Source organism: Mesorhizobium sp. W016, assembly GCF_054719485.1.
In genome coordinates this window covers 6122075-6137275 of the sequence record NZ_JBTTIF010000002.1, presented here as the reverse complement: position 1 = coordinate 6137275, position 15201 = coordinate 6122075, and the positions used below count along the sequence as shown (strand labels likewise).

Here is a 15201-nt window from a genome sequence, read left to right as displayed (position 1 = left end):
ACCGGTTTCCACTTTCGGGATCATGCCCCGACTGGTCAAACTGGCCGGTAGGCGACGGCTTCGACCTCGATCTTGATGTCGATCATCAGCCGCGATTCGACTGTGGTGCGGGCCGGCGGATTCTTCGGGAAGTGCTTGGCATAGACGGCATTGAAGGCGCCGAAGTCGCGCGCGTCCTCGAGCCAGACCGTGGTCTTGACGACATCGTCCATGGTGCAACCGGCCAGCGCGAGTGCCGCCTTCACATTCTGCAGCACCTGCTCGGTCTGCTCGGTGATGCCGCCCTTGACCACGATGCGGTCGCTGTCGACCGGCACCTGACCTGAGATGTAGACGAAATCCCCGGCGCGCACGGCCGGCGACAGCGGCACGTGGGATGTTCCAAAACACTCTTTAGGCAAAGGAAACTCCTGTTCAGAATGGCGGGCCGCGTCCCGTTTTCGCCGACCGCTCTACGCCTGTCCCGGTGATCCTCATAGGGGGCTTTTTGGAAAGCAGCATTTTTCCAAACGCGTGTTGCTTTATCGCAGGCTCGCCAGCATCTTGCGCGTCGCATTTTCCCGACAGGAGATTTCAATGACCTTCGACAAGAACCCGTTTCCAGAGGGCGATGCCGATCGCCACGCGCTCTGGGAAATGTTGGTGCGACATCGACGCCTTTATCCGTCAGGACTGGTCGATGGTCGAGGATGATTTCCTCGCCGACAGCTTCTTCGGCATGCATGCGCATTTCCTCAGCGATGCCGACGCCTGGCGTCTGCAATTCCCGAGCCTTGCCGTCTATCGCGACGAATGGCTGCGCCAGGCCAAGGAGACGGCGGCGGCCAAATTCGCCGAGCCGCTGCGCGAGGCGCTGTTTCGCGTCACCAACATGCGCGACATCGATGTCGATGGCGACCGCGCCGTGCTGCACAAGAAGTTCAACGGCTCGGTGGCCAAGGCCGATGGCAGCGTCGACAAGCTGAAATGGCAGACGCTGTATTTTTGCAGGAAGGTGGCGGGCCACTGGAAGATCGGCGGCTTCGTCGGCTACATGCCGCATCCCTTGGGGATCTGAGTCTTGCCCGCTTATGCTATTGCCGGCCTTCGCGCACGAAGACGTGCGCCTCCCGGGCTGCAGTTGTAAAAGCTCGCCAACCGAATCCACTCGAGCTCAAGCGAGTTGAACGGCACAGGTTCGTCCCACAGGGCTAGCGGGAGCGGTGGTCGAACACGACCGCCATGGTCTTACCAATTGCCGCCATGACGACGAGCTCGACGAGATCGTCGTCGCTGTCGACACAGGTTGGATCCATGCGGCGGATAGCGTCGAGCGCCGCCCTGGTCGAGACGGTATCGCCGGCGCGGAATCTGGAAAGCGCAGAGGAAACAAGGTTCTGGGTTGTCACGTCGATGACAGGTACGCTCTGCACTACGTTCATGGCTTCCTCCTGCCAAGAACCCTCTCCCGAAGGAAATAATACGCCGAACGACGGCGTGTGCCAGCGGAATCGTGGTCCGACCAGATTGCCGAGATGGCACGTTTGCGTGTTTGATAGGATCGAGCCCACAGCATCCAGGATCGGACATGAAACTGTACTTCAGCCGCAATCCCAATCCGCGCCTCGCGGTTGCAACGGCACGTCATCTGCAGGCCAAGGTCGAGTTTGAGTTTGCGGCACCCATGGCGCCCGGGCAGGCTGAGCGGTTTCGTCAGCTCAATCCCAATCTTACCCTGCCGATATTGGCATGGCCGGGCGGCAGCCTGTGGGAAGCCGACGCCATAGCCTGCCTTCTGTCGCGCGAAGCGGGTTCGGATTTCTGGCGCGGCGGCGGCGACCAACCCGACATGATCCGCTGGCTGAGCTGGGGCAAGGAAAATTTCGTCCGGGCCTGCGACACCGTGCATTTCGAGCGCGGAACCAAGCAGCGCTACGGGATTGGGCCTGTCGACCAGGGCAAGGTCGAGGAGGGGCTGGCGGAGTTCCGCATCGCGGCAGCGATTCTCGAGGCGGAGCTCGCCAAGCGGCCATGGCTTGTGGGCAAGTCGCTTTCCTATGCCGATTTCCGCATGGCGACTTTTTTGCCGTTCAACGATGCAGCCGGCCTGCCGCTGGCGGACTATCCCTATGTTCTGGGTTGGTATCGCCGGCTCGAAGCCATCGATGCCTGGCGCGATCCCTTCGACGGGCTGGACGCGCCGCTTCTGCCGCCGGTCAACTCCGCTTGACGTGCCTTCCCTTTGGGCAGATGGGCTGATGTGTGGCGCTTTGGCAGCATAGGTGTGGAACAGCGGGCGAGTTGCCATGGCGCGCTCGACGGCTCGCGGCCGGGTTGATAAGCCCTGTCCGCAAGGAGAGTCGTGACATGACCGTAGCCATCGAGATGGGACAGACGACGGCGGGTGCGTCGGCGGCGCTCGACCTTGAGGAGCTGCTGGCCACCCGGCTTCTGGTGCAGGGCAATTCCGGCTCCGGCAAATCGCACCTTTTGCGCCGGCTACTGGAGCAGAGCGCGCCCTGGGTGCAGCAGACCATCATCGACCCGGAAGGCGATTTCGTCTCGCTGGGCGACCATTACGGCCATCTGGTCATCGATGCCGAGGAGCATACGGAGCGTGGCCTGCAAGCAGCCGGCGAGCGGGCGCGCATCCATCGCGTCTCCACCGTGCTCAATCTCGAAGGGCTCGATGCCGAGAACCAGATGCGCCGCGCCGCTGCCTTTCTCGGCGGGTTGTTCGAGGTTGCCCGCGAGCATTGGTATCCGATGCTGGTGGTGGTCGACGAAGCGCAGCTGTTCGCGCCCGCCGTGGCAGGCGAAGTGTCCGACGAGGCGCGAAAGCTCTCGCTCGGCGCCATGACCAATCTGATGTGCCGCGGCCGCAAGCGCGGCCTTGCCGGCATCATCGCCACGCAGCGGCTGGCAAAGCTCGCCAAGAATGTCGCGGCGGAGGCGTCCAACTTCCTCATGGGCCGTACCTTCCTCGATATCGACATGGCGCGCGCCGCCGACCTTCTGGGCATGGAACGGCGCCAGGCGGAGGCGTTTCGCGATCTGGAGCGCGGGCACTTCATGGCGCTGGGACCGGCGCTGTCGCGCCGCCCGCTCGGCGTGCGCATCGGCCAGACCGAGACCAGCCCGCGCAACGGTACGCCGCGGCTGATGGCAATGCCGGAAACAGCGCTCGAGGACGCACGGGCCATCATCCTGGCAGCGCCGCCGCCCGAGACGATGCGCGCGCCGCGCCGGATGGCGTCGCCCGATTTGCTCGACCAGCTGATGGCGGCGAAGTCTGCGGCGATGGAGATCCGCCCGGAACCTGCGGAACCGGCGGTAAGCGCCGAGGATATCGCCGACCGGCGAGAGCGGGTGGACCGTGTCCTGCGCGCCATCCTGGCGCAGCCCGATGCGGGTTTCCGCGTCATCGGCGTGCTTTATCAGGAGTTCGTCGTCCGCTGCCGCATCGAAGGCCTCGCTTCGGTGGTGCCGGACCTCTCAGAATTCCGTCGCATGCTGACGCGTGCCCGCGCCGGGCTCGGCGCCGACATGGCAGGCGATGACGCCTGGCAGGACGTTTCCGTGCGCGCCTCGCTGCTGCCCGAGGACATGCAGGGCGTGTTCATGATGATCGCCCGCGCCGCCAAGGAGGGCTGGCCGTGCCCGAGCGACGCGGCGATCGCGCGCGCCTACGGCTCGCATTCGCTGCGGCGCGCCCGGCGGCTGCTCACCTATATCGAGGAGCAGGGCCTCATCGTCTGCCAGCTCGACGGCACCGGCCGCCGCACGGTGACGCTGGTCGAGCTCGCCTGGGCGACGGCGCCGGGCGACCCCAATGCCGCGGAGGCGGAACAGGGCAGCCTGGCGCTGTGAAAGGCGAACAGGCAGCTACCTGACTTGCTTGCGCGGTTCTGAACAAGATGTGTTTCGCCGATCGGCGCGCGACGATTTATGATGGGTTTCCGAGAATCGCAGAACGGTTCGGGCGGGAGGGTTGTCCGGTGCGGTTGAAATCTCTGGCTGTCTTTGTCTTTGGCCTCCTCGCCGTCGCCGGCATCGCCTTGACGATGTCTGCCCGGTCTTTTGCCGCGTCCTCCGATATACCGGCCTGGCTGCAGGCCCATGTCGGCAATGACGACGGCGAGATTTCGCAAGTGGTGCTGGAGCGGGCGCGCGCGCTTTACCTGAAGAAGGTCGCGCAAGGCGCGGTCCACAATGGCTGCTATTTCGCCATGGATGCGACTCGCCCCGGCGATCTCGGCAATGGCGTGCTAGGGCGGCGCTACTACGTCATTTGCGAGGCCAAGCAGTCGTTCAGGGCGATCTCGTCGGGCCATGGCGGCGGCCGCAATTTGAAAGGCGTGGTCGATTTCTCCAACGGCAAACGCTGCGCGAAAAACTTCGGCAATGCCCTGGACTCGTCCTTGACGACCGGTGGCGCCTATATGACCGGCGAGGCAAAGATCTCATTCAAGGGTTTTTACCGCATCGGCGCAAAAAAGGACCAGGCGCTGCTGCGCACCTTCATCCAGTTCGACGGTGAGGGGGAGACGGCGAATGCCAGGCAGCGGGTGATCGGTGGCCACGCGGCGCGGCTGTTGCGCGGCATGTGCCTGCGCAAGAACCCGAACAGCTCCTATGCCGACCATGACGGCTTCGTGCCATACGGCAAGCTGGTGGATTATGCCGGCGGCCGCAGCAATGGCTGCACCAGCTGGTCGCCGTCCGACGCCGACCAGATCATTTCGATGGTGAAGGGCAATCCGACGACGCTCTATATCTACCCGGAATCGCGCGACATCACCGCCGTTGGTAAATCGGGCGCCTATTGGAATGCGTCCTGCCTGAAGGAGATCGGCAAGCCGAAATTCTGGCCGCGAAAGAGCCTTGAGCCGATCATCGCGCAATACGCCAAGGACAACCCGCCACCGCCGCCACAACCGTTGCCGATCTGCACCGGGCCGTGAGGGATAAGTCCTCGGCTCGGCATTGTCGGCGGCGCGGACTGGCTGGGCGGCGCCGCCGATCCGATGGGCTCTACTGATTGATCTCGGGTTCGACGAGCTTTGCCAGATTGCGCAGCAACTCCTGCCAGCCGAGATAGCAGGCTTCGGCCGGAATAACGTCCGGAATGCCGGCCTGCGTGATGTCGAGTTCCGTGCCGACCGACACTTTCTTCAGGAGCACGGTCACTTCGATCTGGCCGGGCAAATTGGGGTCGTCGAACCTGTCGGTGTAGCGCAGGCGCTCGCCGGGAACGAGTTCGAGATATTCGCCGCCGAAGGAATGGCTGCCGCCCGTCGTGAAGTTTCGGAACGACATCTTGAAGGCGCCACCGACTTTCGCGTCGAAGCTGTGCACGGTGCAAGTGAAGCCGTTCGGCGGAAGCCATTTCGCCAGCGCGTCGGCTTCTGTGAATGCGCGGTAGACCTTCTCCGGGCTGGTCGTCAGAACGCGGTGCAAACGTACGGTGCTTGGCATCTCTTCGGTATCCTTTGTGGTTTCGTTGTTCGATGCCCCAAGGACGGGTGAACCTCACCCGGTCCGACATAGCCTGTCAAATTTTCTTGAGCCCTTTGCCGGCAGCCATCCGCCCGCGACTTCGAGTCGCCGCCTCAGGCAGGCGGTCGTGTCGCGTCATTGCCTAACCTTTCGGCGCGGATCTCACAATTTATTAAAATTGTAAGTCTCTCCTACAAAGTTGTATTAGGATCAGCTTAACGCCTTCGGCATTATCTATTAAATGATGGGCGACGATCTCCTTGGTGTACTATAGAATGATTCCCTGGAACGACGGATCAATTTAAGAGTTGATCCGAATGGTCGCTCGAAGGTTGTCGAACGACCAAGGCAGCACGCGCAAGGAGTGTCGGAATGACCACAGTCCTCAACGCCAAAGGCATTCCACTTCCCTATACCGGCGCTTCCACCCATTGGTTCTCGGCGACTGGAGGCGCGCCTTACCGCTACGGCACCTCGGGCAACGATTCCTTCTGGGGCGACACCAACGTCAAGGTCACCATGTATGGCGGCGCGGGCGACGACTATTACCATCTCTATTCGACGATCAACAAAGCGGTCGAGAACTACGGCGCGGGCGTCGACACGATCGATACCTGGATGAGCTACAAGCTGCCCGCCAATTTCGAGAACCTCGTCGTCACCGGCGACGGCCACTATGCCTTCGGCAATGCTCAGGACAACATCATAACGGGCGGCGCTGGCAGCCAGACGCTGGACGGCGGCAAGGGCAATGACGTGCTGATCGGCGGCGCCGGCGCCGACACCTTCATCATCACCAAGGGCAATGGCAGCGACCTTATCTCCGATTTCGGCGCGACCGACACGGTGCGCCTCAACGGCTATGCCTTCACCTCGTTCGAGGCCGTCCACGCCAATATGGTCCAGGTGGGATCGAACGTGCAGCTGAACCTCGGCTCGAGCGAGGTGCTGGTGTTCCACAACACCACGATCGACAAGTTTCAGCCCGGCCAGTTCGAGCTGCCGATCGACAAGACCGGCATGACGCTGTCGTTCAACGACGATTTCAACACGCTGAGCCTGTGGAACGGCCAGAGCGGCATCTGGGATTCCAATTTCTGGTGGGGGGCGCAGAACGGCAGCTCGCAGCCCCAGAACGGCGAGCTGCAATGGTATATCGACGCCAATTATGCGCCGACCAGCTCGGTCCATCCGTTCAGCGTCGCAAGCGGCGTGCTCACCATAACCGCGGCGCATGCGCCCGACGACATCAAGCCGCTGATCAACAATTACGAATACACTTCCGGCATACTGACGACGCACGACACCTTCTCGCAGACCTATGGCTATTTCGAAATGCGGGCCGATCTCCCGGAAAATGCCGGCGCGTGGCCGGCCTTCTGGCTTCTGCCCGAAGACGGTTCATGGCCCCCGGAACTCGACGTGATCGAAATGTATGGGCAGAACCCGAATGCGCTTCTCATGACCGCGCACACAAATGAGACGGGAACCCACACCACGGTCGGGTCGACGGTGAATGTCTCCAACACCGACGGCTATCACACCTATGGCCTGTTGTGGACGCCGGACAAGCTGGTCTGGACCTATGATGGCGTCCAGGTCGCGGAAGCGGCGACGCCGTCCGATATGAACAAGCCCATGTATATGCTGGTCGACCTTGCGGTCGGCGGTCAAGCCGGCGCGCCGCCCGACCATCTGGCGACGCCCGCGCAAATGAAGATCGACTATATCCACGCCTATACGCTGAACGATTTGCAGCAGAGCCATCTGAGCACGACAGCCGAGCACGCGGTTTAGATGTCACGGGACCGCGCGCCACTCAGGGATGCGGCCATCGGCCTGCGCCCGGTTTTCCTGCGCGGCATCGCCGATATCGGCATCTTTTCGTTGCTGATCAACATCCTGCTCCTGGTGATCCCGCTCTATCTGCTGCAGGTCTATGACCGGGTGTTGCCGTCCTCCAGCGTCGAGACGCTGCTTTATCTCTCGGCCATGGCGGTCCTCGCGCTCGCCTTCCTCGGCCTGCTGGACGCGGTCCGCGCCATCTACGCGCAACGTGTTGCGGCCACCGTCGACCAGAAACTGGGCGCGCGGACATTCGCCGCCTCGCTTGGCGCCAGACATGCCGGCAGCGGGCTGTCGCCGCTGAACGACCTTGCCACGACTTGCGCCTTCATCAGGTCGCGCGGCGTGGCGGTGTTGTTCGACCTGCCGTTTGCGCCCGTCTTCCTGGCCTTGCTCTATTTCATCCATCCCGTCCTGTTCTGGCTGACGCTCGCCGGCGCCGTGCTGCTGTTTCTCCTGGTCGTGGCCAACCAGCTTGCCATCGGCAGGAACGATGCCATGTCGGCGGAACGCTCGGCGGTGGCCAGCCAGGCGGAGCAGGCCTTCGCCCGCAACACCGACACGCTGCGCGCCATGGGCATGGTGCAAAATGCCGCCGCGGTCTGGGGACAGCACGTTGCTGAGGCGCTGACCCTGCATGACCGTTCCGGAAGCGCCAATGCGATCTTCAGCGCGACGTCGCGGGCGCTGCGCATGATGCTGCAACTGGCGATCCTCGGCGCCGGCGCGTGGCTGGTGCTACAAGGGCAGATGACCGCCGGCATGATCTTCGCTTCGTCGCTGGTGTCGTCGCGCGCGCTGCAGCCGCTCGACCAGCTGATCGGATCCTGGCGGCAGATCGTCGACGCCAAGCGATGCTGGAAGCGGCTGGACACCGCCCTTGCGGCGCAACCAGCGCAGGGGCGCAAGCTCGCACTGCCCGATCCATTGGGCGCGATTTCGGTGCAGGATCTGTTCTTCATCGCGCCGACTGCGGCTTTCGGCACGGAGCCCATCCTCAAGCGGTTGAATTTTGCCATCGGCGCCGGCGAAGCGGTGGCGATCGTCGGCCCGAGCGGGGCCGGCAAATCGACGCTGGCGAAATTGCTTGTGGGCGCGCTGCAGCCGACCGGCGGCGCGGTCAGGGTCGACGGCGCCGACCTGAGGAGCTGGGACGAAACCCAGCTTGGCAGGCATATCGGCTATCTCGCGCAGGAGGTGGAGCTTTTCCCGGGATCGATCGCGCAAAATGTCGCCCGCTTCGAACCCGACGCCGATGACGCCGCGATCGTCGAAGCGGCCAGGCGCGCCGAGGCGCATGAGCTGATTCTCACGCTGCGCGACGGCTATCAGACCATGATAGGCCCGTCGCATACCGTGCTGTCGGGCGGCGAGCGCCAGCGGATAGGGCTGGCGCGCGCCTTCTACGGCAAGCCACGCATGCTGGTGCTGGACGAGCCCAACGCCCATCTCGACGGCAGTGGGGAGGCGGCGCTCGAAGGGATGCTTTCGGCCGCGCGAAGTGTAAGCGTCACGACAGTCGTCATCACGCATCGCCCTTCGATCGCCGCGGCCTGCGACCGCGTCATGGTCCTGCGCAACGGCATGGTCGAAGCTTTCGGCCCTGCGAGCGAGGTGCTGAGGCAACCGGCGGCCGGCAAGGCCGGGAGCGCGGTGGTGACAGGCTCGTTCGTGCCGACCGTGCGCCCGCACAGCGTCCGCTTCGGGTCATAGACGATGATGCAGCAGAGCCTCGCCTTCGAAGGTCGACCGCGCACCGACTTCCGCCGCATGGCCGTCGTCGGCTACGTGGCCATAGCGCTCTTCGTCGGCTGCTTCGGCTATTGGGCGGCGAACGCGCCGCTCTCCGGCGCGGTGATCACCTCCGGCACGATCTCGGCGACGGGCGGCAACATCCTCATCCAGCACCCCGAGGGCGGTATCATCGAGCAGTTGCTGGTGCATGAAGGCGACCGCGTGCAACAAGGCGAACCGCTGGTCCTGCTCGACCGCAGGGCGGCCGAGACCGACCTCAACCGGCTGACCAGACAGACGATCGCGCTCAGGGCAAGTGCCGCGCGACTTGAGGCCGAGCGCGACGGATCGGACAGGCTGGCGCCGATCGCCGAAGCAGCACCCGCGCCGTTCCAGCGCGATTTCGACAATCTGGTGCACGAACAGCAGAAGGAGTTCGAGGCCAGGCTCGCCCGGTTCCGCTCCGAGCAGTCGATCCTGGCGCAGCGCGTCGCCATGCATCGTGAGTCGGCGCTGGGACTGGAGGCGCAGAAACTCGCCATCCAGCAACAGGCCGAGATCGTGAAGAAGGAACTCGGCATCAAGACCGGCCTGCTCGACAAGGGTCTCACCAACCGCAGCGAATATTCGCAGCTTCTGCGCAGCGAGGCCGATCTGGTCGGCCAGGCCGGCGCGCTGGAGGCGGATATCGCAGCGACCAAGACGCAGATCGTCGAAGCCCAGGCGCAGGTCGAGCGCGCGACCACGCAGCGCGTCGAGGACGCGCTGACCAAGCTCGACGAGGTTCGCACCAGCCTGGCCGACATCGGCGAACAGATCACCGCAGCCGAGGCGGTGCTGGGGCGCACGACGATCAAGGCGCCGGCAGCCGGCATCGTGGTATCCTCGATCTACAACTCCAAAGGCAGCGTGATTGCGCCGGGGCAGAAGATCATGGAGATCCTGCCGACCGCGTCGGGCCTCATCGTCGACGCGAAGCTGCGGCCGAAAGACGTGGACCTGGTTCGCGTCGGCCAGCCGGCGAAGCTCAGGCTGTCCGCCCTGAACGCGCGCCTCACCCCTGAGGTCCCGGCTACGGTGATGCAAATTTCCGCCGACCGGCTGATCGATGAAACCACGCATGAGGCGTATTTCCGCGCCAGGCTGAAGATCACCGACACGCTGCCGCAGGGCGTGAAAGCCGAGCAGCTTTACCCAGGAACGCCGGTCGAGGCGTTTATCAGCACCGGCGACCGAACCTTCCTCGAATATCTGGCGCGGCCGATGCTGGACTCGTTCGCGCGGGCGTTCACGGAGCGATAGGCGCCAACTCGTCCTCCCAGTTGACGCCGCCGTAGAACACCCTGAGAATCACCACCTGGTCGCCTTCTACGGTGAAGGCCACAGTCAGGCGGCGCTCGAAGCCAACGATGCGAAGCCCCGGCCGCACATCATCCCTTAGGGTTCCGCGTTCCGAGGCATAGTCGAGACCCAGGCAAAATCGCTCGATCCGCTCGATGTAGCGAAGGGCGGTGAGGTTGCCGGATGCGTGAGCGACCGTATCGTATATCCATAACAGATCCGTCTGGGCTTCCGGCAAAAGGACAACATGCCGGCGCTTCACACGTTCCCCTTGAGGCGAGCTGCGTGATGTGCGCGAATGCTGTCAAAAGACTTGTCGGCCGGGATGGCCTGGGAGGGGTCTGCCTTCCACCTATCATAGGTTGGCGCGACCTCCTCACGCAGCCAGCGCTCCACGGCGGCGTCGCGTTCCTGCAATGCGCGAAGACCGGCGCGGATCACTTCACTGCTGGTCGCGTATGTGCCGGACCGAACGAGCTGGTCGATGAAAGCAGCCTGCTCGGCCGGCAGGCTGAAGGTGCGTTTTTCGGTGGCGGACATGGATCCCTCCTATCAGGTTGGTATGATATTATCATACCAACGGCGAGATCGCACGCCCCAATATAGGCTTAGGGACCGCTCCCCTTGCCGTCGGCAAAGACACCGGACATTCGGTTCGGATGCCTGAGATGGGTCGGCGTGATACCGGTCTGATGGCGGAAGACACGGCTGAAATGGCCGGCATTGGGAAAACCGCAGCGGTAGGCGATGTCGCCGATTGCCAAGTCGCTCCCCTCCAGCAGCGACTTGGCCTGATGTACGCGCAGCGCAAGATAGGCGGCCATCGGGCCGATGCCGAGCTCGGCGCCGAACAGCCGCTCAAGCTGGCGCCGGGATAAATGCAACCGGCCCGCGATCTCGGCGACCGACAGCGTCTCCTGGAGATTGCTTTCCATCAGAAGCAGCGCCCGTTTCACCGCTCGGCTCGACGCGGCCGGAAAGAGATCGCCGACGGGCTGCACATCCAGGCTTGAGCGGATGCGGTCGAGCACGAGGATCTTGGCGGCTTTTTCCGCAGCCTTGCGGCCGATGAACTGCGACACGAAATGGCCGGCAAGGTCGGCCGCACCCGTGCCTCCGGCGCAGGTCGAGCGGCCCCTATCGACGGAAAACAGGCTGTCGGCATGGGCGTTCACATCAGGGAATTGGCTGCGGAAATCCTTGATGTGAAACCAGCTGACGGCAGCACTGTAGCCATCGAGCAGACCGTAGCGCGCGAGCACGAAGCTGCCGGTGCAGAGTGCCGTCAGCGGCACGCCCCTTTCGGCCGCCCGCAACAGGAAGGCCTCCTTTTCGGAGCTGAGGCTGCGGTTGGTGTCGAGCAGGCCGCCGACCACGACGACATTGTCGAACTTCTGCGGATTGCCGATCGCCTTGGTCGGCAGCAGCTCGACACCGCAACTCGCCCGGATCGGCAGGCCACGCTCGCCGACGATCTCCCAGTCGAACTCGATCCGGCGGCTGCGGTCGCCTTCATCGCCGGCGAGCCGCAGCGTGTCGATGAACAGCGACAGCGGCGACAGCGTGAAGTCGCGAACCAAGAGAAACGCAAACCGCCTGGCCATTGTTGCTCCGAAACCGTTCCTTCGGGTGGATGGAGCCTAGTTGCTGAAGATTGGCACGGACTCGAGCACCATGCCCCTCAGGATTGGCCGCCAGATGTCGGAGATGAGTTTGACGACCTTAGTGTGCAACCGGTCGGCCATCTCTTTTCCAATGTTTCGAGAATAGGTCCAAAAGAGCTTTGACCGATTGTTGGAGCCGAATGTAAGGATGATCTTCGGTTAGGCGGGAGGGAGCATGGGTCTCGACTTGGCGGTTTTTAAAAGCGTTTCGACCATGGAGCGGGAATTCCCCGGCTATCGCTTTCAGCGGGATCCGGAAAACGGCGAATGCGAGGTGACCCATCCCGAAGACGTGACTCTCACCTGGGACGATGTCACAACGCGTGACTGGCGTGTCGGAAACATAGCCCACATTGCGGCGCTCGGGGAGCTGATTGCCGGTCTTCTCGGCGAAGGGTCAGCGCTGGAACGGATGGTCCTCCTTTCAGCCAGCGGTGTTGGAGACGTCATCGAGGAGCCGAGCTTCGGCGAGCTTGAGCGCGAATTGCGACTGATCGAATCCAGCACCGACCCATGGGTTCGGGAATTTGCCGATGGACTAGTGGAATTGATCAGTATGGCACGGCGTGAGAAAAACCCTATCGTGTTTGTGTAACCTGCAGCACCAAAGCGGAGCCCAAGCCATGACCCTGACCAATCGCGATATCATCGAGCTGACGGCATGGCGCCGCAAGCTGCACCAGCAGCCGGAAATCTCCAACGAAGAGGAAAAGACCGCCAAGGAGGTTGTCGACTTTCTCGCCGATACCGGGCCGGACAAGGTGCTGACCGGGCTTGGCGGCCATGGTGTGGCAGCGGTGTATGACAGCGGCAAGGCAGGGCCTACGGTGCTGTTCCGCTCGGAAATCGATGCGCTGCCGATCGAGGAGCTTTCGGGCGTCGACCATGCCTCGCAGGTGCCGGGCAAATCGCATATGTGCGGCCATGACGGCCATACCGCGATCCTGGCCGCACTCGGCCGTCAGCTCGGGCGTGAACGGCCGGCGCGCGGCCGCGTCGTCTTGATGTTCCAGCCGGCGGAAGAGACCGGCAATGGCGCGGCCGGCGTCGTCGCCGATGCGCGCTTTGACGAGATCGCGCCGGATTTTGCTTTCTCCCTGCACAATCTGCCGGGCGTGCCGTTCGGCGAGGTTCGCCTCAAGCCCGGCGTGGTCAACTGCGCCTCGCGCGGCATCCGCATCGTGCTGGACGGCAAGACCGCGCATTCGTCCATGCCCGAAACCGGCGTATCGCCGATGCTGGCGGTGAGCGAGCTCATGCCGCTGCTGCCGGCGCTCGGACGCGGCACCTTTGCCGACGATGATTTCAGCATGGTCACCGTCACCCATGCGACGATGGGCGAGGCCGTGTTCGGCATCGCGCCCGGCTACGCCGAGGTGTGGGCGACGCTGCGTACAAGGCGCGACGAGCGCATGGCGGAACTGGTCGCGGCGGCGGAAGCGTTGGCCACCAGGATCGCGGCCGAGCACCGTCTTTCCGTGCACTGCGATTATCATGAGATTTTCGTCGCCAGCGTCAACGCGCCCGATGCGGTGGAGCATCTCAACCGCGCGTTGGACGAAGAGGGTGTGCCGCGCAGCGAGGAAGCCCTGCCGATGCGCGCCTCGGAGGATTTCGGCATTTTCGGCCACAAGGCGAAGTCGGCGATGTTCTTCCTCGGCGCGGGCGAGCGCACCCCGTCATTGCACAATCCCGACTATGATTTTCCCGACGATCTGATCCCGATCGGCTCGAAGATCTTCATGCGCACGGCGCGCAACCTGCTGGGGTGAGCGGCCCTGCAAAATCCGCATCCTGAAGCTGCCTTTTTCCCGCTGGAATCGTCTTGTAGTCGCCTCCTACATTAGGAGGGGCTTGCGGATGAGAATTGCAATGGTCGTCGCGTTGACTGCGACAGTGGCAGGGTGCGTATCGTCTCCGGTCCAGTATGGAGCCTCGCTCTCGCCGCAGGACCCGAAATGGGCGACGCCGGAATGCCAGCAGGCCCGCACGGATGCCTTGAACTACGACCGGCGCGAGAAGGAGCATCCGGGATGGGCCGCCGGCGTCGTGCTGGGGCCCTACAGCATGGGTCTCGTGGCGGCGATCAAGGAGCATGAGCAGCAGCAGCGAAGGCTGTTGGCGCGCCAGATGCATCTGCAGTGCTCGAGCCTGCCGCTGCCGAAGGATTTGGACTTCGATCCGCAAATCTACGCACCAAAGCCGGGGAAATATCCGTAGGGCTGGGATTGGTTTGCACAGGGACCATAGCGGAGGCTTGCGCCCTACGAATACCCCCGCCCTCAATCCCTCCCAACAAGGGGGAGGGAGACTAGGTTGGCGCTGATTTCCGCAAAACCGTCTAAGTCGACTTAAAAAAGGGCTGGGCGTGCGGCAGCGTTCCCTCCGCCTTGTGAGGGTCCGAAGGACGGGCGAAACCCTGGCTCGCCCCGGCAAGTTAGAGTGGTGGTCCTCTTCGTACAAGCTCATATGCGATAGCCCTTGCCCCGAGGCATTGGCATTGCCAGCTCTGTATGAAGCGCTCCTCCGCTCTCCCCACCAGCTTTGCGCCTTGACCCACCGAGGGCTCTCCCTGGAACCAAATCCAAGCCTAAACTGTTCAAGTTGGTTACGACGCCGACGAGCCCTGCCGGTTGGGTGAGCGGCGCACTTGAGGAGCTCCCACCATGACCATCTCGTCCAGCTTTCGTTCGCTCGCGGTTGCGGCCATCACAACTGTGTCCGTCAGCGCTGCCAGCGCCGCGCATGCCGATAGCGGCACGATCCGCTTTGCCGTCTACAAGGCGGCCTTCTTCGTCGGCGGCTCGGGCGGCGAGGGCACGCTGACCTTCCATGGCCGCTCCTATCCCATCACGATCGGCGGCGTTTCGGGCGGCTTCGCGTTCGGGGTTTCCAAGACCTATTTCCGGGGCACCGTGCGCCATATCCGCAGGGTGCGGGATGCGACCGGCGTTTATGGCGCGGCCGGCGGTGGCGGCGCGCTCGGCAAGGGGGCGCAGGTGATCGTCATGACCAACGACAAGGGCGCCCAGCTCGAGCTTACCGGCCGGCAGGTGGGCCTGCAGGTGAATGCGGATCTGAGCGGGATGGCGATTTCGTTGAAGTAAGGGGCGTTGCGTCTGGGTGGGCAAGGTCGCCC

16 protein-coding genes and 1 pseudogene are annotated in these 15201 nt (G+C 63.5%); 11 read left to right on the top strand and 6 right to left on the bottom strand.

Going from position 1 to position 15201, the window contains the following annotated elements; genetic code table 11:
- Nucleotides 1–35: 35 nt before the first annotated feature.
- A complete protein-coding gene (locus ACYG9V_RS30015) occupies nt 36–401 on the bottom strand; it encodes a RidA family protein (protein ID WP_023707576.1) in 366 nt (121 codons plus the stop codon).
- A 175-nt stretch (nt 402–576) separates the two neighbouring features.
- Here ACYG9V_RS30015 and ACYG9V_RS30010 point away from each other — a divergent pair.
- Nucleotides 577–1057 (top strand): annotated as a pseudogene (locus tag ACYG9V_RS30010) (hypothetical protein).
- Between the two features lie 133 nt (nt 1058–1190).
- Here ACYG9V_RS30010 and ACYG9V_RS30005 read toward each other — a convergent pair.
- Complete coding sequence (locus ACYG9V_RS30005; protein ID WP_023726475.1) at nt 1191–1421, bottom strand: hypothetical protein; 231 nt, start codon at nt 1419–1421, stop codon at nt 1191–1193.
- A 146-nt stretch (nt 1422–1567) separates the two neighbouring features.
- Between ACYG9V_RS30005 and ACYG9V_RS30000 the strand changes: the two genes are divergently transcribed.
- From ACYG9V_RS30000 to ACYG9V_RS29990, 3 genes are all read left to right on the top strand, one after another.
- Nucleotides 1568–2209 carry a glutathione S-transferase family protein gene (locus ACYG9V_RS30000; RefSeq protein WP_023750095.1) on the top strand — a complete coding sequence of 214 codons (642 nt, stop codon included), beginning with the start codon at nt 1568–1570 and terminating at the stop codon, nt 2207–2209.
- Nucleotides 2210–2346: 137 nt separating this feature from the next.
- Nucleotides 2347–3849, top strand: a complete 1503-nt coding sequence (locus ACYG9V_RS29995; protein WP_023683100.1) for a helicase HerA domain-containing protein — start codon at nt 2347–2349, stop codon at nt 3847–3849.
- Nucleotides 3850–3977: 128 nt separating this feature from the next.
- Nucleotides 3978–4943 (top strand): hypothetical protein, encoded by a 966-nt coding sequence (locus tag ACYG9V_RS29990; RefSeq protein ID WP_023683101.1) that lies wholly within the window; start codon nt 3978–3980, stop codon nt 4941–4943.
- 70 nt (nt 4944–5013) lie between these two features.
- On the opposite strand, the gene ACYG9V_RS29985 is transcribed toward ACYG9V_RS29990, so the two are convergent.
- Nucleotides 5014–5457, bottom strand: coding sequence for an SRPBCC family protein (locus tag ACYG9V_RS29985; protein ID WP_460222058.1), 444 nt, complete (start codon nt 5455–5457; stop codon nt 5014–5016).
- A 393-nt stretch (nt 5458–5850) separates the two neighbouring features.
- On the opposite strand from ACYG9V_RS29985, the gene eglC reads away from it, so the two are divergent.
- From eglC to ACYG9V_RS29970, 3 genes are read left to right on the top strand one after another with little or no spacing between them, the layout of a single operon-like run.
- Nucleotides 5851–7275 carry an endo-1,3-1,4-beta-glycanase EglC gene (gene eglC / locus ACYG9V_RS29980; protein ID WP_023669698.1) on the top strand — a complete coding sequence of 475 codons (1425 nt, stop codon included), beginning with the start codon at nt 5851–5853 and terminating at the stop codon, nt 7273–7275.
- Nucleotides 7276–9036: a type I secretion system permease/ATPase gene (locus tag ACYG9V_RS29975; protein WP_023707581.1), complete on the top strand. Its 1761-nt coding sequence runs from the start codon at nt 7276–7278 to the stop codon at nt 9034–9036.
- Nucleotides 9037–9039: 3 nt separating this feature from the next.
- Nucleotides 9040–10359 carry an HlyD family type I secretion periplasmic adaptor subunit gene (locus ACYG9V_RS29970; protein WP_023710839.1) on the top strand — a complete coding sequence of 440 codons (1320 nt, stop codon included), beginning with the start codon at nt 9040–9042 and terminating at the stop codon, nt 10357–10359.
- Here ACYG9V_RS29970 and ACYG9V_RS29965 read toward each other — a convergent pair.
- The 3 genes from ACYG9V_RS29965 to ACYG9V_RS29955 form a co-directional block, all read right to left on the bottom strand.
- The gene (locus ACYG9V_RS29965) at nt 10346–10660 is read right to left on the bottom strand and encodes a type II toxin-antitoxin system RelE/ParE family toxin (protein ID WP_023669695.1); all 315 of its coding nucleotides are present in this window, start codon (nt 10658–10660) and stop codon (nt 10346–10348) included. The genes ACYG9V_RS29970 and ACYG9V_RS29965 overlap by 14 nt on opposite strands.
- A complete protein-coding gene (locus tag ACYG9V_RS29960) occupies nt 10657–10938 on the bottom strand; it encodes a type II toxin-antitoxin system ParD family antitoxin (protein WP_023669694.1) in 282 nt (93 codons plus the stop codon). The genes ACYG9V_RS29965 and ACYG9V_RS29960 overlap by 4 nt, the downstream gene beginning before the upstream one ends.
- Nucleotides 10939–11006: 68 nt before the next feature.
- On the bottom strand, nt 11007–12002 hold the full coding sequence (locus ACYG9V_RS29955) for a GlxA family transcriptional regulator (RefSeq protein WP_023710840.1): 996 nt from the start codon (nt 12000–12002) through the stop codon (nt 11007–11009).
- Nucleotides 12003–12237: 235 nt separating this feature from the next.
- Between ACYG9V_RS29955 and ACYG9V_RS29950 the strand changes: the two genes are divergently transcribed.
- The 4 genes from ACYG9V_RS29950 to ACYG9V_RS29935 all read left to right on the top strand — a co-directional run bounded on the left by ACYG9V_RS29950 (nt 12238) and on the right by ACYG9V_RS29935 (nt 15169).
- Nucleotides 12238–12657: a hypothetical protein gene (locus ACYG9V_RS29950; RefSeq protein WP_352762601.1), complete on the top strand. Its 420-nt coding sequence runs from the start codon at nt 12238–12240 to the stop codon at nt 12655–12657.
- Nucleotides 12658–12685: 28 nt separating this feature from the next.
- Entirely contained in the window at nt 12686–13834 is a 1149-nt protein-coding gene (locus ACYG9V_RS29945; protein ID WP_023747058.1) for an amidohydrolase, read from the top strand.
- 88 nt (nt 13835–13922) lie between these two features.
- Nucleotides 13923–14282 (top strand): protein kinase family protein, encoded by a 360-nt coding sequence (locus tag ACYG9V_RS29940; protein ID WP_023747059.1) that lies wholly within the window; start codon nt 13923–13925, stop codon nt 14280–14282.
- A gap of 446 nt (nt 14283–14728) precedes the next feature.
- Nucleotides 14729–15169 (top strand): lipid-binding SYLF domain-containing protein, encoded by a 441-nt coding sequence (locus tag ACYG9V_RS29935; RefSeq protein ID WP_023686526.1) that lies wholly within the window; start codon nt 14729–14731, stop codon nt 15167–15169.
- Nucleotides 15170–15201 lie beyond the last annotated feature (32 nt).